This is a genomic window from Salegentibacter sp. BDJ18 (genome assembly GCF_017579965.1).
In the GTDB taxonomy this organism is placed as follows: domain Bacteria; phylum Bacteroidota; class Bacteroidia; order Flavobacteriales; family Flavobacteriaceae; genus Salegentibacter.
Map to the genome: position 1 here is coordinate 63,751 of NZ_JAFLQX010000023.1, position 23,660 is coordinate 87,410.

Here is a 23,660-nt window from a genome sequence, read left to right on the forward strand (position 1 = left end):
GAGTTGTGGCGCTAATATAAGGTATAGCGCAAAAAGTTAAAACAATGCAAGCGGATTTTAATTAACAAAGATTTAAAATATAATGTTAATTATATTTTGAAGAAAAACGACTATTTAGAGGGATGTTTTACCAAATTCACCCAAAACTCTTCAATTTGATTCACGGCTTTCATAAAATCTTCTACTTCTATAGGTTTTGTGATATAACAGTTTGCATAATTCTGGTAAGAAATATCTATATCTTCTTTGGAAGACGAAGTAGTGAGCATAATTACGGGAATTTGTTTCAGATCTTTATGCTGTTTAACAAATTTAAGAACTTCGTGCCCATTCATTTTTGGAAGATTTACATCCAGTAAAATTAGATCTGGGGTAAGTGCTTTTACATGCGTTCCTTTTTTATCCAGAAAATCCATCGCCTCTTTCCCATCTCTAACCACACTTAATTTATTTAGAATTTTGCCGTCTTCAAGCGCTTCAGAAGTTAAAAGTATATCGCCTTCATTATCTTCAACCAAAAGTATGTGGATAGATTCCATAGCTATAAGAATTTATTTGAAAGTTTTAATAATAATCTACCACATAGTAACTTATGGGGTATTCAAAATTGACAATTATTTAATGTTATAAGCAAGATCGATGTATTTATATCTCCATTGCCGAGTAGAATATACGGATTTACGCAATAATTAACTAAAAATATAAATCATTTTTAATGTAAATCTAATTATTAGAAACTATTTATTATTATGAAATATATTTGGAAATGGTAAAGTGAAAAATACTCCCATTTCCTACCTGGGATTCTACCCAAATGTTACCGCCCAGGTTCTCAATAATTTTTTTGGTTACCGCGAGTCCCATTCCGGTACCCGAATATTCATCCCTATGGTGCAGGCGCTGAAAAATCACAAAAATACGATCAAAATATTCTTTATCTATCCCAATCCCATTATCTTTTATGCTAAATTCCCAGAAATTTGCAGTCTCCTGAAAATCAATGGTAATCGTAGGATTTACATCTGCTTTGCTGTATTTAATAGCGTTACTAATAATATTTTGAAATACCTGTCTTATTGGACTTTTTGGCACTTTTATTACCGGTAAATTTACGTTTACAATCCTTACATTTCTTTCCTCTATCCTTTTCCTGTACAGGTATTTAATTTCTTCTAAAATATCATCTAATGCAACAGTTTCAAGTTTATCTTCGGTTCTACCTACCCTTGAGAATTCTAAAAGATCTAAAATAATTTGTCGCATTCTTTTTGCACCATCTACGGCAAAATCTATATACAACAAACCTTTTTCGTCCAGAACATCTGCATATTTTTTTTCTAATTGAGTTAAAAAGCTTGTCACCATGCGCAATGGTTCCTGGAGGTCATGAGAGGCTACGTAGGCAAACTGTTCTAATTCTGCATTTGAGGTAGCCAGCTCTTTAGCTCTTTCTTTTAATTCTGCATTAAGCTTTTTAAGCGATATTTCGTATTGTTTTTTACGCGAAATATCCTGCATTGCACCAACTACCCTAAGGGCTTTATTATTTTTATCACGTACTACAAAACCTCTGTCAAAAACATCCATATATTCACCCTGGGCATTTATATACCTATATTCCTCTTCCCAAATAGTATCTTCACTGTTAAGAAATTCCTGAAAGCTATTAACAATTCTTCCCTGATCTTCTGGGTGAATTTTATTGTACCACGTAGAAAGTTTCGGTTTAAAATCGTTCAAATTATAGCCGAATAAATTTTCGAATCCTGCCCCCCAGAATAATTCCCCTTCCACTACATCATAATCCCAAATAGCATCAGAGGTGGCTTTGGTTACATAACGGTATCTTTCGTTTGCGTTTTCAAGTTCCTTTTCGTAAGCTCTAATGTCTGAAACATCACGAAGTACTCCAATCATTCTCACCGCTAAGCCTTCCTCATTCCTAATAATATAGCCGTTATCAATAATATTTAAAAAATCTCCGTTGGCTTTTCTAAATAGATATTCAGAACTCCATTTGTTTTTACTCTTATCTTTTAAACTATTTTCCAGACTTTCATATACTTCACCTATATGATTGGGGTGAACGCCTTCGCTCCATTTTCCGAGTGAAAACTTTGCATCCTCCCTATCGGCGCCAACCATTTTGTAAAACCCATCTCCCCATTTAAGCTCATCCTTTACCACATCCCAATCATAAATGGCATCTTCGGTAGCTTTATTTACAAACTCGTAGCGTTGATTGCTACGTTTTAAGGCGAGTTCATTTATCTGAAATTCAATAATTAACTGTAGCAATCCAACCGCTCTTTTAATACTTCTTTGCTCCTTTTTTTCTTCAGAAAAATGCTCTTTTTTATAAAAAACCGTAAAAATACCCAGTCTTTCGCCTTTTGAATCTATAATTGGGTAAGTAGAGCAGGATTCAATTTCATTTTCTAATGCCAGTGCTTTTAAATTGGAATCTGGAACTTTATTTATTTTTAAATTAACAGGTTTCCCCTCGTCAAATACAGAAAATATTTTTTCTCTTTTTTCAATTCCCAGCTCATTTAAAGCTTCTACAAGAGAGGGCTCAATTTCACCGGAAGCCCAATAAGATAAATTCTCGTTTTCAAACCTTTGAATAACAAAAAATGCATTAGGATTTATCTTTTCCAGGCTCTCCACATAAAAATTAAGGATTTCCTTTAATCGGGAAGTTTTTTTAAAATTCATTTCCAGGACTTTTCGCTCTAAATTCTCTAATTCCTGAAAACGCTTCTTATCGGTAATATCCCTGGCGTTAGAAACAAATCCGTTTACTGCGGGATCATCAGAAAGATTGGTTAAGGTAGTTTCCAACCATCGCCAATCTCCATTTTTGTGCTTAAACCTAAAGCCACTAATTTCTATTCTTTTTTGCTGGTCTATTTTTGCAAATTCCTTTTGAACCTTTGGGAGATCGTCAGGATGAATAAAATCAAATGCATTTCTATTTTTAAAATCTTCCTGGGTAAAGCCTAAAACAGAAACTGAAGTAGGGCTTGCATAGATATAATCTCCATTTTCATCTAATATGGCAATTAAATCGCCACCTTCCTGCACCAAACCTTTAAAACGTTGCTCGCTTAACTGAATTTGTTCTTCAGCTCTTTTTCTTTTCGAGATATCTGTCATAATACCTCTTAACCATTTGATTTCCCCGTTTTCTCTTATTACCGAAACCACATCACTTAACCACACATAACTACCATCTGCTTTTTGCATTCGGTATTCAAAGCTGTGGTTATTTCCTTTTTTTACCTGGTTAGAACAAAAATTTACCGCGTATTCACGGTCTTCAGGATGTATATGGTTTTGCCAAAAGCCTGCATCGTGATACCAATCTTCAGGCTTAATTCCTATTAAATCTTTTGCCTGTTCACTTACAAAGGTAAACTCAAAGGTTTTTGCATCCATTTCCCAAAAAACACCTTCTATGCTGTTTATTAATCCTTCATATTGCTTTTTGGCTTCATTGAGCGATAACTCTGCTTCTTTTTTTTCTGAAATATCAATCCCTATACACTGAATTTCATTTGGATTTCCTTCGGCATCACATAAAGCAATAAAATCCCATACCGTAGTTCGGGTTTTACCATCCCTTCGGGGTTTTCCTATCTCTATTTGAAATGTTTCATTAGGATTCTCCAGGCATTTAATGGCAGTTTCCTGCACTTTTGGCCTGTCTTCTTCCACAACCGCTATCATACAACTATTTCCAATTAAACCCTCCTCTGTATGGATCCAACCAAAATCTTCTTTAAATTTTGAATTGTAATAGGTATAATTTCCGTCGGTATCGGTTCTAATAACATAATTGGTTTGAGACTCGAGTAAACTACGCTGCCTGGATTCATTAATTTCTAATAATTCATACGCCAATTTTTCTTCGGTTACATCTAAAACAATGCAATCCCAAACTACACTTTTATCTGCCAGTTTCTGCGGAGTTCCAAATCCCCTATTCCATCGCAAACCTCTTTCGGGATGTTTTACCCGCCACTCATAGGTCCACATATTTAAATTACCGGCAGATTCATTGATTGTTTTTTTAAGTCCCGGCACGTCATCTTCATAATACAAATCCCATACAACGCTATTGTCTCGCGTTGCTTCCTGTGGGGTGATCCCCCAAACATTCCGAACTCCTTCGCTTATGTACATTAATTGGTCATCACCATTTGGTTTAAGTTTATATCTAAAAACAACTCCTGGAATATTATCGTTAATGTTTTCAAGTCTAATTTGAGCAAGTTTACGGGAAGTAATATCCTGGGTAGCTCCAAATACTCTAACACATTTTCCGTTTTTAAAATGTGGTTTCCCCGTGGCTCTTATCCATTTATCATTATTTTTTGCAGTAATAATTTCCAGTTCAAGATCAAAAGTTTTACCGGTTTCAATGGCATTAGAAACTGCATTTTTTATGGTGGTCCTATCTTTTTCTGTTTTATAAAAACCTATCGCAGCATCAAGACCCGGTGAAAAATCTTGCGAAACCTCGTGAATTTCCTTAAGCATTTTAGACCAGGAAAGTGTATTCTGTTCAATATCCAACTGCCAGCTGCCAATTTTTGCAACTTCCTGAGTTTCTTTTAGAAATTTTTCATTTTCCTTTAAATTTTTCAGCGAAACCTGCCCCTCTTCTCTGGTTCTAATTACTTGAGTTATATCACGTACCCGGTGTAAAATAAATTCAATTTCACCATTTTCATTTTTAATAGGAATATTATCTGCTTCCCAAATTTTTCGCTGTAGTGCACCCTTTTCATCTGGCAAGTCATATCTTACCTGGGGAATATGATTTGGTTCGCCAAATTCTATAGCTTCCCTAAAAAATTTAGTAATTATTCTAATAAAATCGTGATCTCTATTTTCTTTACCAAAAACTTCCAGCATACCATTTCCCACCAATTGGTCGCGCTTCATTCCAGAAGTATTTATAAAGGCACGATTAACTTCAATAATTGTAAATTTTGGATCATCTGGTAGTAATAAGAAACAATTGTCAGGAAAAGACAGGAATACTTCTTTTTGTTGCGTGAGGTTAATCATTACAGATTGGGATTACTGGACTTGAATTTAATTATTTAAAATAAAGCGCTAATTGTTTTGGAAAATACTTAAAATTTGTGAGACTATTTTAATAGGAATAAAAAAACCGAAACTGGAGAAACCAGTTTCGGCCTTTAAATAATAAAAGCAGGAATTTTAGGTGCAAATTCCTGCTTTAAGTTGAATTAATAAACTTACTTAAATTGAAAGTTTTTCTGTAACTGTTTTGTCAGCAACGTTTAGTGTAAATGTGTATTCTCCCTTTGGCATTTTAGAAAAATCCAGGGTTTTGTTCATTGTGTAACCTTTTCCTTTAACTTCTCCTACAAGTTTTCCTGTAGCATCATATACCTTTAAAGTGGCATTAGTTTCTGCCGGATTGGTTAGAAAAAATTTCACTTTTTTAGATTCCACTCTGTAAATTGGTTTAAAAACAACCGCAGCAGTTTTATCTTCAATGCTTATTCCAGTAGAAGATTTCTTAATTTCTGTAGTGTAAATCCCATTAAGATCTTCTGTATTTAAAAAGTAAGTTCCAGCAGGAATACGACTAAAATCTATTTGTTTCTTATAATTCCCATCAAGAGCCGGGCTATCCTTAAATAGAATAAATCCTGAAGCATCTTCTAAGCTTACTGTACTTACATTATCTAATTCTACAATTAGCGTTTGCCCTTTATCAACACTAACTTCCACACGGTCAGCTGCATACATGTTTATTCCGGTTACCAATACTACTAGTAATAACGAATTTTTCAATAGTTTTTTCATAATTTTGATTTTTAATTGTTAATACCCCTTGTTTACAATTACAAAGATAGCGCACTTTTACCCTGCTGAATAGTAGTGAATAAACAAGAAAATGTGCTATATTGATCTTTACATTAATTTAATATTGAATTATTGTGCATATAGCATATTTTGGAGTTAATTTTGCATTAAAGACCTATATTAAGCCCATATTAACTAAGTGTTAATTTATTGAGAATATGCTAAAAACCAGTAAACCTTCTTTTGAAAAAGTAGACCCAAGCTTTGGAAGTTCATTTTCTTTTAAAAATTTTAACCAGGATCATCAAAACAAAAACCACACATTTTGGCATTACCATCCCGAAATTGAACTTGTTTATGTAAACGGAGGATCTGGTAAAAGACAAATTGGAAGCCACGTCTCTTATTATCAAAACGGTGATCTTATATTAATTGGCGCCAATCTTCCGCACTGTGGATTTACAGATAGTTTAACCAATAACGACCGGGAAACCGTTATTCAGTTCAGCCCAGATTTCCTCGGAAAAAATTTCTGGGAAATTCCTGAAATGAGAAATGTGCGGGTTTTACTTGAGCGGGCCAAAAATGGAATTGTTTTTCACGGAGAAGATAAAAACCTTATTGGGGAAAAGATAGAAGCCTTAAGCTCATTAACTAACTATAAAAGGCTACTGGGTTTGCTAGATGTTCTTAATATGCTTGAAAATGCAAAAGATTTTACGCTTTTAAATGCCGAAGGCTTTGTACTGGATACCGAACTGGAAGATCACAATCGAATTAACGTGATCTTTAATTTTGTAAAGAACGAGTTTAAAAGAAATATTGCCCTGGAAGAAATTGCCGATGTGGTGAGTATGACGGTGCCGGCTTTTTGTAGATATTTCAAAAAAACGACTGGAAAAACTTTTGTACAATTCGTGAACGAATATCGCCTGGTACACGCTGCAAAATTACTACACGAAAAGCAAATAAGTATCACCGATGTGTGCTTTGAAAGTGGTTTTAATAATTTTAGTCACTTTAACAAGCAGTTTAAAAAGTTTACCGGTAAGTCACCTTCGGTTTATCGTAACGAGATTAAGTTCGCGGTTTCATAAGCAATTCTATTATATAAAAAAAGATCCCATTTCAACTAAAATGGGATCTTGTATATTCTAAATTCAGCAGAATTTATTCGTTCTCGTGCATAAATTTCTGCTTTGCGAGTAATTCTTCTTCGCTTTCTACGTGTTCATCATCTGGTACACAACAATCTACCGGGCAAACCGCAGCACATTGTGGTTCTTCGTGAAATCCTTTACATTCTGTACACTTATCTGGTACAATATAATAGATCTCATCACTAATAGGTTCCTGAGCTTCGTTAGCATCGGCTTCTTTCCCGTTGGGTAGTACCACGTTACCTTCCAGGTCTGTACCATCGGCATAACGCCAGTCATCTGCACCTTCGTAAATTGCTGTATTTGGGCACTCGGGCTCGCAAGCACCGCAGTTTATGCACTCATCTGTTATAACAATTGCCATAGCTTTTTTCTTTGTAATTTAATTATCATAAAACTTAGTTGGTATTTCCCGTCGTTTTTTAGGAGTTTGCCGCCTTAAGTTTTAATTTCGCGCTACAAATTTAAAGCCATTGGCTATCATAACCAAATAAGGAAATGACAATCGAAGAAAGAAAATCATATTTTGTTCAAGTGGGAAAATTCCTGAGTCTTTTTGGGGATGCGACTAATAATTCAATAAAAATAACGCCAGAAAACGAAAGATTTTTTAATGAATTAAATAATAAAATTGATCAGGCTGTTCATTATAACGGCTGGTTTACTCGAGAAAACGTGATTTTTTCACTTCAGCAATGGAGCAAAGCGCTAACGCCAAGCAATTTGGATCAATGGCTTGAACCTTATAAATTCGATAAACCAGAACAAAAAACAGTAGCCATTATTATGGCAGGCAATATTCCATTAGTTGGATTTCACGATTTTGTTTCGGTTTTAATTTCAGGGCATAAAGTACTGGTAAAACAATCTTCTAACGATAAACAATTATTACCGGTAATTGCCGGGTTTTTAATGAATATAGCGCCAGAATTTGAAGAACGAATAAGATTTACTGAAGATAAACTTACCAATTTTGATGCGGTAATCGCTACCGGAAGTAACAATACCGCACGCTATTTTGAGTATTATTTCTCTGGGAAACCTAATATTATAAGAAAAAACCGAAATTCGGTAGCCATACTTACCGGTAATGAAAGTAAAGAAGAACTGGAAGCTCTAAGCGAAGATGTTTTTAGATATTTTGGTTTAGGTTGCCGCAATGTTTCTAAACTTTATGTTCCCAAAAACTATAATTTTGATGCTTTCTTTAAGGCTATGTACTCGTGGAATACTTTATTGAATTCAGCTAAATACTCCAATAATTACGATTATAATAAAGCAGTGTATTTAATGAGTGAATTTAAATTGCTGGAAAACGGATTTCTTATTCTAAAAGAAGACGAAAGTTTTGGTTCCCCTATCGCCACCTTGTTTTATGAAAAATATGAGGATGAAAAGGAATTACAGGAAAAACTTGAACAAAATAAAGAAAACCTGCAATGCGTTGTAGGAACAAATGCTGAAGTTGATTTTGGCCAAACCCAACAACCAAAATTATGGGATTATGCCGATGGCGTAGATACTTTAAAATTTTTAGAAGAACTTTAAAACATAAGACTAACCACTTTTATAAACCAACTATGAAAAAACATAATTATAGCGCCGGACCCTGTATTTTACCGCAGGAAGTTTTCAAAGAAGCCGCGCAGGGCATTTTAAATTACCAGGATTCAGGCTTGTCTATTATGGAAATTTCGCATCGCAGCGCTGCTTTTGTAGATGTGATGGAAGAAGCCCGAAACCTTTCGCTGGAACTTTTAGGACTTCAAAATAAAGGCTATAAAGCCTTGTTTCTGCAAGGAGGTGCCAGTATGCAATTTTTAATGACGGCTTATAATTTACTGAATAAAAAAGCAGCTTATCTCAATACCGGTACCTGGTCTTCTAAAGCAATAAAAGAAGCGAAACTTTTTGGCGAAGTAGTTGAAGTGGCCTCTTCTAAAGATAAAAACTTCAATTATATCCCAAAGAATTATCAAATTCCTTCTGATGTAGATTATTTTCACTGCACCAGCAATAACACCATTTTCGGAACGCAAATAAAAGATTTCCCTGATGTTGATGCCCCGTTGGTGTGTGACATGAGCAGCGATATATTTTCCAGGGAACTCGATTTTTCAAAATTCGATCTTATTTATGCGGGAGCTCAAAAAAATATGGGCCCTGCGGGAACTACACTCGTGGTAATTAAAGAAGATATTTTGGGAAAAGTAGAGCGTGAAATTCCATCTATGCTCAATTACAAGGTACACCTGGAAAAAGACAGTATGTTTAACACTCCGGCTGTTTACGCGGTGTATGTTTCGCTATTAACCCTAAGATGGATTAAAAATCACGGCGGAATTGCAGCCATGGAAAAACGAAATACCGAAAAAGCCGATTTACTTTATAAAGAAATAGATAGAAATCCGCTTTTTAAAGGTTTTGCTGAAGTTGAAGACAGGTCTCCAATGAATGCCACTTTTAATCTTGTAGACGAAAGCAAGAAAGAAGATTTTGACAAACTTTGGAAAGATGCCGGCATTAACGGACTTAACGGTCACAGAAGTGTTGGAGGGTATCGGGCTTCTATGTATAACGCCTTAGATATTGAAAGCGTAAAAGTACTGGTTGAAACCATGCAAAAGCTCGAAAAACAGTCCTAAAAAAGCCTAAAACCAGCTGAAATAGTATTAATAAACTGAAAACGTACAGGAAAATATATTCCTGAAAATTCCCATACAGGGATTAAATTATAAAATAAATGAAACCTGAAGATTTTTTTAATAAACCTACTACTCCAACTCAACCTGAAAAGATTAAAATTTTGGCCAACGATGGTCTTGCAAAAGCTGGAATAGAACAGCTTGAAAACGCAGGATTTGAAGTTGTTAGCACCAAAGTTGCCCAGGAACAACTTGCCGATTATATTAATTCTAAAGGCATAAAAGTTTTATTGGTACGTAGTGCCACCACGGTAGATAAGGCTGTTATAGATGCGTGTAAGAATTTAAAATTAATAGGTCGTGGCGGCGTTGGTTTAGATAACATTGCCGTAGACTATGCTGAAAGCAAAGGCATAAAAGTTATTAATACACCCCAGGCAGCTTCAGCTTCTGTGGCAGAACTTGTTTTTGCCCATCTTTTTAGCGGAGTAAGAAAATTATTCGATGCCAACAGGAATATGCCTTTGGAAGGTGAATCGAGATTTAAGGAATTAAAAAAATCCTATTCCGCAGGAATTGAACTCCGCGGAAAAACTTTAGGAATTATAGGTTTTGGCAAGATTGGCCGTGAAGTTGCTAAAATTGCATTAGGTCTGGGAATGAAGGTTATTGCCAGCGATAAAGAAGACGGGGAAGTAAAAATCACTTTAGAATTTTATAATCATCAAAGCATAGAAATTCCTATAAAAACCGAACCGGTAGAAGAACTTATAAAGCATTCAGATTTTATTACGCTTCATGTGCCCGCTCAAACCAAACCATTGATCGGTAAGAAGGAATTAGAGGCGATGAAACCGGGAGTTGGAATTATCAACACATCTCGTGGCGGGGTTATAGATGAAGTAGCACTTTTGGAAGCTATAGAAGATGGTAAAGTTGCTTTTGCAGGTTTAGATACTTTTGAAGCCGAACCAAGACCGGCTATTAAATTGTTAATGAACGAGAAATTATCTTTAAGTCCGCATATTGGTGCATCCACGCTTGAAGCACAGGAACGCATAGGTTTAGAACTTTCAAAACAAATAATCTCCTATTTTAAAAAATAAACTACCTGAGAGCAAGCAAAGTAGCCATTGATAGCGAACAGCTGTTTATTTTGGATGAGAGCCTCGGAGCATCTAATCTCGATTATCGAGCAGATTATAATAAAGCTTTAACGTGACTTACTATTTAAAAGCCGTAAATTCATTAAAATAAAAAATAAAATTATGGCTTCAATATTAGATTTACTTAATACGCAAACGGGAGAACAACTGGTCAACAAAGCCAGCGCAAAAACTTCAGAAGATAAAAGTAAAATTACCTCGGTATTGGGAATGGCTATGCCGTTAATTCTTGGCGCAATGAAAAGAAACGCTAAAGATCCTAAAGGTGCCGAAAGCTTAGATAAAGCGCTACAAGATGAAAAACATAATGGTGAGGTTTTAGATAATTTGGGACAAAAAGATCCTGAGGAACTTACCAAAGAAGGTAGCAAGATTTTAAACCACGTTCTGGGAGCAAAACAAAGCGGAATTAGTAAAACCATTGCCGGAACATTAAATATTGATGAATCTACGGTGAATAATATCCTGGAAATGGCTGCCCCGGTAGTTATGGGCTTATTAGGACAGCAAAAAAGAAAAGATAATGTAAATTCTTCTGGTTTATCTGGTTTATTAGGTTCGGTTATGGGATCTGATGATTCTCACGACCAATCTTTACTGGAAACTTTATTAGACGCCGATGGTGATGGTAGCGTAATAGATGATGTTGCCGGAATGGCTTTTGGGGGTAAAAAAGGCAAAAAAGGTGGCAGTCTGCTTGGTGGTATGTTAGGCGGAAAATAAATTAATTTAAAGAATTTTATATTTTTCAGTAGATAAAATTTTAATGTATTCCTTCTTGTTTAATGAAGGAATACATTGAAAAATTTAGTCTCGATTTTAGAATAAAGAACAGGCATGAAAAACTTCATTTATATTTTACTACTGGGTTTATTTATTTATAGCTGCGGAAGCTCAAGAAATAGAAACCTTGGAGATTCTCAAATAAATGAGGATACAGTGCGCATTGCAAACGATAGCCTGGAATATGAAATTATAATTATTGAACCGGGGTTTAATCTTTTTATAAATTCTATAGCAAAACCTGAAGGTTATTATTCTCAACAATACCTGGAAAACAAAAACCGAATTTTGGTTTCAGATTATAATCAACGCGTTAGGCAACCACAGGTCTATAATTCCGATCTTTATTTGCAGGAAATTAATTACGATCCTAATATAGATTACGGGTACGAGGTAAATTATTTGCTATACAATTACTTTGTGTTTTTCAGCAGGCATTATAATCAGCGATTCTCTGTACCTACGCGTATTTAACACTCATTATTTTAATTCTCCGAAGCTTTTAGTATTTTTGCCGCATGAATAAGTTAAAAGCACGTTGGGGTATAGATTCTAATTGGCAAATATTTATAATATTTATAGTGTTTGCTATTACCGGGTCTACTTCAGCTAAATTAGCTGAGCCTCTATGTAATTTCCTGGGTATCTACCAGGCATCCTCTCATTGGGCGGTTTACTGGAGCGCTAGAATATTCCTGATTTTTCCTATTTACCAGGTTTTATTGGTTAGTTTTGGCTGGATTTTTGGCCAGTTTCAGTTCTTTTGGGCCTTCGAAAAGAAAATGCTAAGTAGAATGGGCTTTGCTAAATTATTCCAGTAATTATTCTTGAAACTCTTTAAACACATATTCGCTATATTATTGGGAGCATTACTTTTGCTTCCGGTTGTAATAAGTTTCTCGCATATTTTTAGCGGTCACGGCCACGAATTATGTGTAAATTATGCTGATGAGCATTTTCACGAAAGTAGCCTGGACTGTGAACTCTATTCTTTTCATCAAAGTCCGGTACTTGCTGCCGATTTTATAAATTTTGAGCCGCTTGTAGAAAAGCAGATCAAAAAACAATTCTTCGATTTTTATCAATTTTTAAGTGATTATCAAAAGCTCCCTTTCGAGCTTCGCGGTCCTCCATTGGCTGCCTAACATCCGTTTTTATTTGTTAGAATTTTAATTATTTAAAAATAATATATGAAAAGTTTACTTTTCTCATTGCTTTTTATAGCAGTGAGTCCAATTATATATGCTCAGAATAACTTCTCGGGCAAGGTTACCAATGCTGAAACCGAAGAACCGGTATTTAGTGCCAATGTTTATTTTCCTGAATTAAGTAAAGGTGCTATGACCGATCTTGATGGCAACTTTACAGTTGAAAATATTCCTAACGGAAAGTTTAAAATTGTAGTTTCTTCGGTAGGTTTCGGCACCTACTCCAACGAATTAGATTTTCCTGAAACTTCTACTTTAAATATCACTTTAGAAAAATCGGCCATAGAGATGGAAGAAGTGATAGTCTCTACTCCTTTTCACCAGTTACAAAGTGAAAATGTAATGCGTGTAGAACGGGAGAATGTAGCAGAATTAAACCGTAAAGGAGCCGTTACTTTAAGCGACGGGATAACCCAAATTGCCGGCGTGGAAAGTTTAACCACAGGAGTTGGAATTGGAAAACCGGTAATTAGAGGTTTAAGTTCTAATCGTGTTTTGGTTTATACACAGGGAGTTAGATTAGAAAATCAGCAGTATGGAGATGAGCACGGGCTTGGTATAAGCTCTAAAGGAATTGAAAGCGTTGAGGTTATAAAAGGCCCGGCTTCCCTACTTTACGGAAGTGACGCTATTGGTGGTGTACTTTACCTGAATCCAGAACGTTACGCAGCATCAAACAAAACCAACGCTGAAGCTGATGTAAATTATTTCAGCAATACCCAGGGATACCAGGGAAGCGTGATGGCCAAAACATCTGGAGAAAAATTAAAATTTCTGGCCCGCGGTAGTTACGCCGCACATAGTGATTATGAAACCGGAGATGGCGAAAGGGTTACTAATACCCGATTTAATGAAACCGATTTTAAAGCGGGCATCGGCTACCAGGATGCTAAATTCAAAACCGATTTAAGGTATAATTTCAATAAATCTAATATTGGAATTCCGGAAGAAATAGGGGTACAATCTACAGATAAAGATCCCCTTCTTCCCTACCAGGAAATAGATAACCATATTTTAAGTTTAGAGAATAAGCTTTATTTCAACAATTCAAGCCTGGATTTTAAAGTAGGCTATCAGTATAACACTCGTAAAGAGTTTGAAGAACACCACCACGAAGAGGAACACGGGGAAGAAGAACATGAAGAGGAAGAAGAGCTCCATGAGGAAGAAGGCGCTGACCATCCTGCTTTAGAAATGCACCTGGAAACTTTAAATTATAATTTAAAATATAATTTACCAAGAACAGGGAGATTTGAAACCATTTTGGGAGTTCAGGGAATGCACCAAACCAATACAAACTATGGCGAAGAAATTTTAATCCCAGATGCCACTACTACAGATTTTGGTTTTTTCGCCACTACCCACGTTCATTTTGACCGATGGGATTTCCAAGGAGGTTTGCGTTTTGATACCAGGAATATAGATAGCAAAGCAATAGAAGCTCACGAAGAAGAACATACTGAAGACGAACATGAAGGTGAAGAACATGAAGATGAACACGAACACGAACACGAACACGACCACGAAACAGGTGAAATTGCTGCAATAAATAATTCGTATAAAAGTATAAACGGTGCGCTGGGGGCAAAATATAATGTTACCGAAAATTTAAGCGCAAGATTAAACCTGGCTACCGGTTTTAGAGCGCCAAATTTATCTGAATTAACCTCTAACGGTTCTCACCACGGTACCAATAGGTATGAAATTGGAGATCAAAATCTTGAAAATGAACAGAATTTCCAGGTAGATCTTTCTTTAGAATGGCGAAATAAGCATTTTGAAGCTTTCGTGAACGGATTTCATAATTCAATAAGCGATTATATTTATTTACAGCCTACGGGAGAATTAATAGATGATAATCCTGTTTTTGAATACACCCAAAATAATGCTGAAATATATGGTGGTGAAGTTGGAGTTCATATTCACCCGCACCCTTTAGACTGGTTGCACCTTGAAAGTAGTTTTGAGACCGTAACCGGAAAAAGAAGTAATGGAGAATATTTACCGCTAATTCCAGCAAATTCCCTAACCAATACCTTAAGATTAGAATTTGACAATCCAGAAGATAAAATATATAGTAAATATGCTTTCTTAAGATTGAAAAATGTATTTAATCAAAATAATGTAGATACTTTTGAAACCCGCACCGGTGGTTATGGTCTATTAGGTGCAGGATTTGGAGGACAATTCACTATTAATTCCAGTGAAATGAGAATTGGTGTAAGTGCTAACAATATTTTGAATAAAGATTATATTTCACATCTTTCCCGTTTAAAACCTGACGGTATCTCTAATATTGGTAGAAATATTTCTGTTTCAGTAAGGTGGTTGCTTTAATTAAATAATCCACAAAAAGACCGAACCTATTTTATGCAAATAAAAAGACCTCACAATTCCGCAAATGCGGAATTGTGAGGTCTAATTCTAAGTATTTGGGGTATTTAAACTATAATTTTCTTTTTCCCTTTAACTTCGGGATTATTGTCTTCAATATTATCTATATGGGTTAGGTCATTTTTCTTTCTTTTTTTAAGAAAACTATAGGCTGCAATTCCTGCTCCAGCTGCTACCGCGCCCACTCCAAGAGCACTTGCCGGTTTTTTCATAATCACCTTTCCTGCTTTTAAGATAACAGCACGTTTAAGCCATTTCATTCCTTTTTGTATTACTGCCTGACTATTCATAATATTATTTTTTGGTTTTAGTTCCGAAAATTCTCGGTTTATATAAATATCGTGGTAATTCTAAATACCTAACGTTAAAGAGATTTCAAATAACACAGTTTTAACGCTCTTAGATCAAGAGAATATTCAGTTGAAATTTTATTCAAAAGCGGTAACTTTTTTAGCATATCTTTCTGAAGCTGAATTTAGTTGCGCTCCTAAAAGCACGGTAAAGCAGCTTATAAATAGCCAAAGCATCATAATAACCACTGCGGCAATAGAACCGTAAACTTCCCCATAACTTCCAAAATTACTAACATAAAAAGAGAAACCCCATGAAGCGATTAACCATAGAATAGTGGCGACCAACGCCCCGGGAACCACCCATTTTAATTTCGGGTTATTCCGCGCAGGAGCATATTTATAAATAATGCAAAGAAAAAATCCAACAATTAATGCTAGAATTGGCCAGCGTAACCAGCTAATAAGGTTTTCAATATTTTGAGGCAAGCCTAATTCCCCTACTACCGCTGGAAAAACAACTATTAAACCCATACTTAAAATCACCAGGATAATAGCGGCAAAAGTAAATATTAAAGTAAGTGCATTCTGTTTTATAAATCCCCGGGTGCTGCGGGTTGCATAAGCAATATCAATACCGGTAAATAAAGATTTCATTCCTTTATTCGCACTCCAAATACTAAATAAAATACCTATTGCCATTCCCCAACCTAATGTTTTACCCGAAGTGGAGATAAATGCTTCCAGCCTCTTTTCAACAATCCCAAAGGCTTCTTCTGGCACCATGGAAGCAATCTGGTTTAGTTGATATTCAATTTGCTCAGGATTTACCGCCAACCCGTAAATTGAAACCAGCGCCATTACAGCTGGGAAAATCGCTAAAAATGCATAAAAAGCAACACCGGCAGAGACTATACTTAAGTTATTCTCATCTATTTTATCTTTTATTATAATTGCTATTTTCTTCCAGCCGGAAAAAGAAATTTTTGACGGATTGGAAATAGTGTTTCGGTCCTGTTCAAACTCTGTCATATTATAAATTTTGCATTCAGCATAAATTACATAAAACATTTAAAACCAAAGAGTACCCGCTGTTAAAGAGTTTTTAAATAATTTACAACAAATGCAAAAAAAGCGGAATCCCGATAAGGAATTCCGCTTTTATAAAATTTTGAAAGAGTTTTCGTTAATCGAAAATTAGCTTTAGGCTTTACTCTATTATTTCAACTTCAATTACCCGTTCTTTAGGCTGCTTCTTTTTACTCCACACAAAAGTATAGAAATACATCAGCGTAAATGTTGGAATAATATCGGTTCCCGGTAAAATCTCTTCAAGAAATACAAGTACAGAAGCTACTTTTCCTTTTTTGCCAGGGTACATTTCGCCCATTTTTCTGGCTGCATAAGGTGCCCATAATAAATCAAGAAACGGCCCAACCAAAGGGATTGCCATAGTAGCCATACCAATAGCATCGTACATTAGGCCTTTTATAAATAGTTTATCTTTTAAAAGTTTCATTTTGATTGCTTTTAGCCAAATAAAGCAAATAAAGTGCCAGTTTGTTATTTAAGATCTGAGCTAATAAGTTTTAAAAACTCATTTCTGGTTTCTATCTTCTCAAATTGCCCCCTAAATCCTGAAGTTGTAGTCGCACTATTTTGCTTTTGCACTCCTCGCATCATCATACACATATGTACTGCTTCTATAACAACTGCTACTCCTTTTGGTTTAAGGGTGTTGTTTATACATTCTAAAATATCATGCGTTAAACGCTCCTGTACCTGTAGCCTGCGTGCAAAAACATCTACCACTCTGGGTAATTTGCTTAAGCCAACAATATGCCCGTTAGGAATGTAGGCAATATGAGCTTTTCCAAAAAAAGGCAACATATGGTGTTCGCATAAAGAATATAATTCTATATCTTTTACCACCACCATCTCATCATAACTCTCCTTGAACATCGCTTTTTCTAAAATGGTTTTAGCATCCATTTTATAACCCTGCGTTAAGAATTGCATAGCTTTTGCCGCGCGTTCTGGAGTGTTTTCTATGCCTTCACGGCTAATATCCTCCCCTATCCCTTCAAGGATATTTTTATAATTTTGCTGAAGTCCGTCAGTAACCTCAATATTATATTCTTCTTTAAATTTATAAGCCATCTTTTTATTATTTCAGTTTATCTGAAAAAACTTCAGTTAGTTTTTTTATTTTAGGATCTATAATAAACTGGCAATATGGCTGCTGTCTATGCTGGTTATAGAAATCCTGATGCTCTTTTTCTGCAATATAAAAATCTTTTGCTGCAGTTATTTCGGTAACAATTTTATTCTCAAATATCTTTTTTTCTTCCAGTTCTTCAATCACCTTTTCTGCGGTTTCTTTCTGTTTTTCAGAATGATAAAAAACAGCGCTGCGGTACTGGGTTCCCACATCGTTTTGTTGTCTATTTAATGTGGTAGGATCGTGTGTGGCAAAAAATACATACAGCAAATCCTGAAAACTAATTATTTCTGGATTAAATCTTATCTGTATGGCTTCAGCGTGACCTGTTCTGCCCGTTATAATTTCACGATAAGCAGGGTTTTTTATATTTCCGCCGGTAAATCCCGAAAGTACCTGTTCTACTCCTTTTAGACGTTGAAAAACAGCTTCGGTACACCAGAAACAACCTCCTGCCAAAGTTGCCAGTTCTAAATTTTCTGTATTCATAGATTAATTTTGTTTAGCAAATTTAAGGTAATAATAAACAAATTAGATATAGTTTAACTTGAATTTAAATCAAAGCTTTGACTGCATTGAGAACTATGATATATTTGAACTTATTTTCAATCAAATTATCAATTAATGCCTGCAAAAATCCGGTTAATTTTAATATTCTTCATTTTTACTCAACAAATTTCGGCTCAAATTGAGAGTCTTCCGCGTAAAAATTATACGGCGACAAAAATTCAGGAATCTCCGGTAATTGACGGAATCTTAGACGATAAAGCCTGGAATAACCTTACCAACGCTAATAATTTTGTAATGTATTATCCTGGTGATGGCAATCCTATTCCGCAAAGTCATAATACTGAAGTGAAAGTAGTTTATACTAATGAGGCGCTGTATATCGCAGCATATTTATATGAAAATAGACCGGAAAAGATTGTAAAACAGTTTACCCAACGGGATAATTTGGAGCAGAGCGATTATTTTCAAATAGATATTAATACTTATGACGATGGTGAAAATCAAATAAGGTTTGCCGTTACCGCTGCGGGTACCAGAGCCGATGCTAAAATAACCGGAAATAACGAGGATTTCGGGTTTAATATAGTTTGGGAAGCAGAAGTTTCTCAAGATGAAAGTGGGTGGTATGCCGAAGTTCGCATTCCTTACGCTGCATTGCGATTTCCTGAAAAACAGGAACAGGAATGGGGAATTCAGTTTTTAAGGCAAATTTCGCATAGAAATGAAAGTTACACCTGGAATTATGTAGATAAAGCCGTGGGGTTAATGAGTCAACAAACCGGTTTGCTTACAGGTATTAAAAATATTGAACCTCCTACCCGACTTAGTTTTTATCCATATACTTCAGCTGAAATAGACATATTTGATGGTCAAACTGAAACCAATTTTAATGCCGGCCTGGATGTAAAATATGGAATTAGCAAAGCCTTTACTTTAGATATGACTTTAGTGCCAGATTTTGGCCAGGTTGCGTATGATGATGTAGAATTAAATTTAGGCCCGTTTGAACAAATCTTTGGGGAAAACCGCGCATTTTTTACTGAAGGAACAGAACTTTTTACAAAAGGAGATCTTTTTTATTCTCGCCGCGTGGGAAATACTCCCATTGGTTTTAATAGCGCCCAGCGGGAAAAACTCGATAATGAAGAAATTCTTGAAAATCCTGATAGAACCGATCTTATTAATGCTTTAAAGATTTCTGGAAGAACCGAGAGAGGTCTGGGTGTAGGTTTTTTTAATGCCGTTACCGCTGAAACTAAAGCAATTTTTAGAGACACCCTCACCGGCAATAGCAGGGAAAAAATTACAGAACCACTGGCCAATTACAATATCCTGGTGCTTGACCAACGTTTTAATAAAAATTCTTCTATTAGTTTAATTAATACTAATGTTACCAGGGAAGGGAATTTTAGGGATGCCAATGTCACCGGATTTCTATTTGACGTTTTTAATAAAGCTAACTCATTTAATTTTGTAGGAGAAGCGAAAATGAGTAATGTGAATTTACCGGGCCAGAATGAAACCGGCTTCGCCTCTTTATTTTCAATAAACAGAACCAAAGGAAATCTTAGGTATGGAGTTTCTCACGAATTTGCTAACGAAACTTATGATATTAATGATCTTGGAATAAGTTTTACAAACAATTACAACAATTTTTATCTGAATACTTCTTATCAAACTTTTAAACCCACCGGCATTTTTAATCAATATAACATAGAGTTATATGCAAATCACCAACGGCGTTACCGTCCTGATGTAAATGTTGCAACCGGCGGGGGTGTAAGTATTTTTGCCATGACCCGCGACCGATTTGCTTTTGGAGGTTTTGCTGAAATAAATTCGGCTTTTAAAGACTTTTTTGAACCACGAAGCGAGAATACTTTTATCACCTATCAACCGAATATTGCGGCAAACGGCTGGATATCTTCAGATTATAGAAAAAAGTTAGCTGTAGATGTTCGCAGCACCTACCAAACTTTTAGTAAAAGTTCCCGGGAAAGTTTTAATTTTATTTTTGAACCCAGAATTCGTATAAACAATAAGTTTTTAGTGATTTATGGTTTTGAATACGATAACGAAATAAATCGTCCCAGCTTTGTAGGCCTTCAACCGCGAGAGGTGATTTTTGGAAACAGGGATATGAAAAGTTTTGAAAATTCGCTTCAGGCAAATTATAATTTCACCACGAAACAGGGTTTAAATTTAAGTTTTAGAAATTTTTGGTCGGTGGCGCAGTTTCAAGATGGGAGCTTTTCAAAATTAAACGAAGATGGAAGTTTAACTTCAATAAATTACAGCAGGGAAGAAAATTATAATCCCGATGCTAATTTTAATATCTGGAACCTGGATCTAAGCTACCGCTGGCAGTTTGCTCCCGGCAGTGAAGCTATTTTACTCTATAGAAATTCTATTTTTAACCAAGATGAATTAAGTTATCTAGATTTTCAGCAAAGTTTGGATAATTTATTCAACAGGCCGGCGCGACATAATTTTAGCCTAAGAATAGTATATTATATAGACTACAACCGGGTAAAAAACATATTCAATTCTTAGCTTGGGGGTTTTGCTGAATTTGGCTAATTTTCACGAGCCTAATAAATCTCTATAACCAGGTTAAAAGGCGTTTTCAGTAAAAAATAATTTCCGGGGAAAGCCCTGGAGCTTTTAAATCTCGATTATCTAGCGAACAATGATAATAGCCAAAAATATTCATAAATACTACGGAGACCTGCACGTATTAAAAGGTCTCGACCTTCATATTAAAAAAAGCGAAATTGTTTCTATTGTGGGCGCATCGGGAGCGGGTAAAACCACTTTACTTCAAATTCTGGGAACGCTGGATAAACCTGAAAAAAACAAAGAGTCTACGCTTGAGATTAACAATACCGATATTTATAAACTTTCGTCCCGGGATTTATCTAAATTCAGGAATAAGAATATTGGGTTTATCTTTCAGTTTCACCAATTATTGCCTGAATTTACTGCCTTAGAGAATATTTGCATTCCGGCATTTATTAATAATACACCAAAAGAAAAGGCTGAAGAACGCGCAAAAGAACTTTTAGGATTTTTAGGCCTTAAAAACCGGGCACATCACAAACCCGCTGAACTTAGTGGCGGCGAGCAACAACGCATTGCGGTTGCAAGGTCTCTAATTAATAATCCCGCAGTGATTTTTGCCGATGAACCCTCGGGAAATTTAGATACCGAATCTGCTGAAAACCTTCATAAATTATTCTTTAAACTTCGGGACGAGTTTCAGCAAACTTTTGTTATTGTAACCCATAACGAAGAACTCGCCGATATGGCCGACCGAAAAATCACTATGCAGGACGGGAAAATTATTGACAAAAAGGAAATTTAAGTAGTTTGAAAAAAAGTGAACTCAAATCTTTTCTCGATTTTAAAGTCGAACAATACAATACGCCAGAATTTATAGAATCAGATCCTATTCAAATTCCGCATCAATTCAGTAAAAAAGAAGATATTGAAATTGGCGGCTTTCTTACCGCTACAATTGCCTGGGGAAACCGAAAAAGTATTCTCAAGAACGCAAATCGCTTAATGGAAATGCTGGACCGCAGTCCGCACGATTTCATTATAAATCATTCTGAAAGCGATTTGGAAAGTTTAACGGGATTTGTTCATCGCACTTTTAATGATATTGATCTTATTTATTTTATTTCAGCATTAAAAAATATCTACTTAAACCACGGTGGTATTGAAACTGTTTTTACCCAATATGCTGAAAAAGATTCCCTTCAACCCGCTATTCACGAATTCAAGAAAATATTTTTTGAAATTTCGCATCCCCCACGAACCCAGAAACATGTAAGTGATCCGCTGAAGAATTCGGCTGCAAAACGAATAAATATGTACTTGCGGTGGATGGTGAGAAAAGACCAGGCCGGTGTAGATTTTGGCTTTTGGGAGAACATTCATGCTTCGCAATTAAGTTGCCCTTTAGATGTACATTCTGGAAATGTAGCCAGGAAATTAAAACTCTTGAAACGCAAAGCAAATGATGCCAAAGCTTTAAATGAATTAGATAAGGCGTTACGAAAGTTAGATGCAGTAGATCCCGTTAAATACGATTTTGCATTATTTGGATTAGGAGTCTTCGAAAAGTATTAGCAAAAGTTTAACAGGTTACACTTAATTTTGTTAAATTTGTTTTAATGCAATCTTCAAATATATGTTAAGTCCTGCTATTCCAGATAACGAAAGCCAACGATTAAAAGCGCTTGAGGACGCCAACATTTTATACAGTCCCACCGAAGAGGAATTTGATAATATCACTCAACTCGCGTCTTTTATTTGCCAAACACCAATTTCTTTAATTTCCCTTGTTGGGGAACACGAGCAGTGGTTTAAATCTAAATATGGTACAGATATGTGCACCTCAGAACGGGATATTTCGTTTTGTAGTCACGCCATTCTGGAACCGGAGAAACTAATGGAGATTGAAGATACCCGGTTAGATGGACGGTTTTTAGATAATCCTTTTGTGCTTGCTGATAGTGACCCTATAATTTATTATGCCGGTATGCCTCTAAAAAACTATGATGATATGGTTTTGGGCACTCTTTGTGTAATTGATACAAAACCGAATAAACTAAGCCAGGAACAAAAAAAGGCATTAAAATCATTAGCAAAACAGGTAGAAATTCTATTGGAATTAAAACGAAAAAACGATTACCTGGAGAATATTAAAAGGCAATTAAACGAGCATAATGCAATGCTCAAGGATTTTGCCGGGGTGGTTTCACACGATATGAAAATGCCACTGGCAAATATGATTATCTCTGCAGATATTTTAAAAGCTAAATTTGGTAGTAAACTTGGAGAAGAAGGTTTAGATTATTTAAAAAACCTAAAACAAGCGGGATTAAAGCTTAGCAGTTACATAAATGGCATTTTAGATCATTATGAGAGCGATAATATTGCCGCTTCAAACAGCGAAGAATTTGATGTGCACCAACTGCTGGAAGAAATTATAGACCTTTTAAATATTACAGAAGATTGCGTAATTAACCTTCCAGAAGATAATAGCATTATTAGTTCTAACCGTGCAGCCCTGGAACAAATCTTTTTAAATTTATTAGGAAACAGCCTTAAGTACAACGATAAACCCAAGATTGTTATTGATATTGAATTCTCTCAAAACCCCGACTTTTATTACTTCAGCATACAGGATAACGGGATAGGTATTCCAAAGGAGAAAGAAGATGATATTTTTAAACTTTTTACCACCGTTGCTAAAAGTGATCGCTCTGGAAATAAGGGCAATGGTATTGGGCTTTCTACAGTAAAAAGATTGGTGGGCAATTTAGGCGGAAATTTAAAAGTGAATTCGGAAATAGGAAAAGGTACCAGATTTGATTTTTCTATTAGCCGAAAAGCTTAAATAGTAAGCTTTTTCATCAAAAATCG

Annotated in this window: 22 protein-coding genes; 13 read left to right on the forward strand and 9 right to left on the reverse strand. The window is 35.5% G+C overall.

From position 1 onward, the window contains the following. Positions 1–110: 110 nt before the first annotated feature. The 3 genes from J0871_RS12510 to J0871_RS12520 all read right to left on the reverse strand — a co-directional run bounded on the left by J0871_RS12510 (position 111) and on the right by J0871_RS12520 (position 5,850). Positions 111–539 carry a response regulator gene (locus J0871_RS12510; protein ID WP_075326988.1) on the reverse strand — a complete coding sequence of 143 codons (429 nt, stop codon included), beginning with the start codon at positions 537–539 and terminating at the stop codon, positions 111–113. A 208-nt stretch (positions 540–747) separates the two neighbouring features. Continuing rightward, positions 748–5,079 (reverse strand): PAS domain-containing protein, encoded by a 4,332-nt coding sequence (locus J0871_RS12515; protein ID WP_208225698.1) that lies wholly within the window; start codon positions 5,077–5,079, stop codon positions 748–750. Between the two features lie 198 nt (positions 5,080–5,277). Beyond that, positions 5,278–5,850, reverse strand: coding sequence for a T9SS type A sorting domain-containing protein (locus J0871_RS12520; protein ID WP_093305398.1), 573 nt, complete (start codon positions 5,848–5,850; stop codon positions 5,278–5,280). Positions 5,851–6,068: 218 nt separating this feature from the next. Here J0871_RS12520 and J0871_RS12525 point away from each other — a divergent pair, with 218 nt between their 5' ends. Then, positions 6,069–6,947 carry a helix-turn-helix domain-containing protein gene (locus J0871_RS12525; protein WP_075326991.1) on the forward strand — a complete coding sequence of 293 codons (879 nt, stop codon included), beginning with the start codon at positions 6,069–6,071 and terminating at the stop codon, positions 6,945–6,947. A gap of 73 nt (positions 6,948–7,020) precedes the next feature. Here J0871_RS12525 and J0871_RS12530 read toward each other — a convergent pair whose 3' ends face one another. Next, positions 7,021–7,374: a 4Fe-4S dicluster domain-containing protein gene (locus J0871_RS12530; protein WP_057483042.1), complete on the reverse strand. Its 354-nt coding sequence runs from the start codon at positions 7,372–7,374 to the stop codon at positions 7,021–7,023. A gap of 134 nt (positions 7,375–7,508) precedes the next feature. Between J0871_RS12530 and J0871_RS12535 the strand changes: the two genes are divergently transcribed. From J0871_RS12535 to J0871_RS12570, 8 genes are all read left to right on the forward strand, one after another. Next, positions 7,509–8,558: an acyl-CoA reductase gene (locus J0871_RS12535; RefSeq protein WP_208225700.1), complete on the forward strand. Its 1,050-nt coding sequence runs from the start codon at positions 7,509–7,511 to the stop codon at positions 8,556–8,558. A 32-nt stretch (positions 8,559–8,590) separates the two neighbouring features. Beyond that, positions 8,591–9,655, forward strand: coding sequence for a 3-phosphoserine/phosphohydroxythreonine transaminase (serC, locus tag J0871_RS12540; RefSeq protein ID WP_208225702.1), 1,065 nt, complete (start codon positions 8,591–8,593; stop codon positions 9,653–9,655). A 152-nt stretch (positions 9,656–9,807) separates the two neighbouring features. Beyond that, complete coding sequence (locus tag J0871_RS12545) at positions 9,808–10,761, forward strand: D-2-hydroxyacid dehydrogenase (protein ID WP_208225859.1); 954 nt, start codon at positions 9,808–9,810, stop codon at positions 10,759–10,761. Between the two features lie 162 nt (positions 10,762–10,923). Next, positions 10,924–11,544: a DUF937 domain-containing protein gene (locus tag J0871_RS12550; RefSeq protein ID WP_208225704.1), complete on the forward strand. Its 621-nt coding sequence runs from the start codon at positions 10,924–10,926 to the stop codon at positions 11,542–11,544. Positions 11,545–11,658: 114 nt separating this feature from the next. Further along, complete coding sequence (locus tag J0871_RS12555; protein ID WP_075326995.1) at positions 11,659–12,078, forward strand: DUF6146 family protein; 420 nt, start codon at positions 11,659–11,661, stop codon at positions 12,076–12,078. 44 nt (positions 12,079–12,122) lie between these two features. Continuing rightward, a complete protein-coding gene (locus J0871_RS12560; RefSeq protein ID WP_075326996.1) occupies positions 12,123–12,425 on the forward strand; it encodes a DUF6787 family protein in 303 nt (100 codons plus the stop codon). Between the two features lie 39 nt (positions 12,426–12,464). Then, positions 12,465–12,749 carry a hypothetical protein gene (locus J0871_RS12565; RefSeq protein ID WP_208225706.1) on the forward strand — a complete coding sequence of 95 codons (285 nt, stop codon included), beginning with the start codon at positions 12,465–12,467 and terminating at the stop codon, positions 12,747–12,749. 45 nt (positions 12,750–12,794) lie between these two features. Continuing rightward, positions 12,795–15,149, forward strand: coding sequence for a TonB-dependent receptor (locus J0871_RS12570; protein ID WP_208225708.1), 2,355 nt, complete (start codon positions 12,795–12,797; stop codon positions 15,147–15,149). A 104-nt stretch (positions 15,150–15,253) separates the two neighbouring features. On the opposite strand, the gene J0871_RS12575 is transcribed toward J0871_RS12570, so the two are convergent. The 5 genes from J0871_RS12575 to msrA form a co-directional block, all read right to left on the reverse strand. After that, positions 15,254–15,496, reverse strand: coding sequence for a hypothetical protein (locus J0871_RS12575; protein WP_075326999.1), 243 nt, complete (start codon positions 15,494–15,496; stop codon positions 15,254–15,256). Between the two features lie 138 nt (positions 15,497–15,634). Continuing rightward, positions 15,635–16,528 carry a YihY/virulence factor BrkB family protein gene (locus J0871_RS12580; RefSeq protein WP_208225710.1) on the reverse strand — a complete coding sequence of 298 codons (894 nt, stop codon included), beginning with the start codon at positions 16,526–16,528 and terminating at the stop codon, positions 15,635–15,637. A 178-nt stretch (positions 16,529–16,706) separates the two neighbouring features. Continuing rightward, positions 16,707–17,015 carry a hypothetical protein gene (locus J0871_RS12585; protein WP_208225711.1) on the reverse strand — a complete coding sequence of 103 codons (309 nt, stop codon included), beginning with the start codon at positions 17,013–17,015 and terminating at the stop codon, positions 16,707–16,709. A 44-nt stretch (positions 17,016–17,059) separates the two neighbouring features. After that, positions 17,060–17,656 (reverse strand): GTP cyclohydrolase I FolE, encoded by a 597-nt coding sequence (gene folE / locus J0871_RS12590; protein WP_093305417.1) that lies wholly within the window; start codon positions 17,654–17,656, stop codon positions 17,060–17,062. A 7-nt stretch (positions 17,657–17,663) separates the two neighbouring features. Next, positions 17,664–18,206: a peptide-methionine (S)-S-oxide reductase MsrA gene (gene msrA / locus J0871_RS12595; protein ID WP_208225713.1), complete on the reverse strand. Its 543-nt coding sequence runs from the start codon at positions 18,204–18,206 to the stop codon at positions 17,664–17,666. A 135-nt stretch (positions 18,207–18,341) separates the two neighbouring features. On the opposite strand from msrA, the gene J0871_RS12600 reads away from it, so the two are divergent. The 4 genes from J0871_RS12600 to J0871_RS12615 all read left to right on the forward strand — a co-directional run bounded on the left by J0871_RS12600 (position 18,342) and on the right by J0871_RS12615 (position 23,634). Further along, on the forward strand, positions 18,342–20,780 hold the full coding sequence (locus tag J0871_RS12600; RefSeq protein WP_208225715.1) for a DUF5916 domain-containing protein: 2,439 nt from the start codon (positions 18,342–18,344) through the stop codon (positions 20,778–20,780). A gap of 136 nt (positions 20,781–20,916) precedes the next feature. After that, positions 20,917–21,591, forward strand: a complete 675-nt coding sequence (locus J0871_RS12605) for an ABC transporter ATP-binding protein (protein WP_208225717.1) — start codon at positions 20,917–20,919, stop codon at positions 21,589–21,591. Between the two features lie 5 nt (positions 21,592–21,596). Next, on the forward strand, positions 21,597–22,361 hold the full coding sequence (locus J0871_RS12610) for a TIGR02757 family protein (RefSeq protein ID WP_208225719.1): 765 nt from the start codon (positions 21,597–21,599) through the stop codon (positions 22,359–22,361). Between the two features lie 61 nt (positions 22,362–22,422). Further along, positions 22,423–23,634 (forward strand): GAF domain-containing sensor histidine kinase, encoded by a 1,212-nt coding sequence (locus tag J0871_RS12615; RefSeq protein WP_208225721.1) that lies wholly within the window; start codon positions 22,423–22,425, stop codon positions 23,632–23,634. Positions 23,635–23,660: the final 26 nt, after the last annotated feature.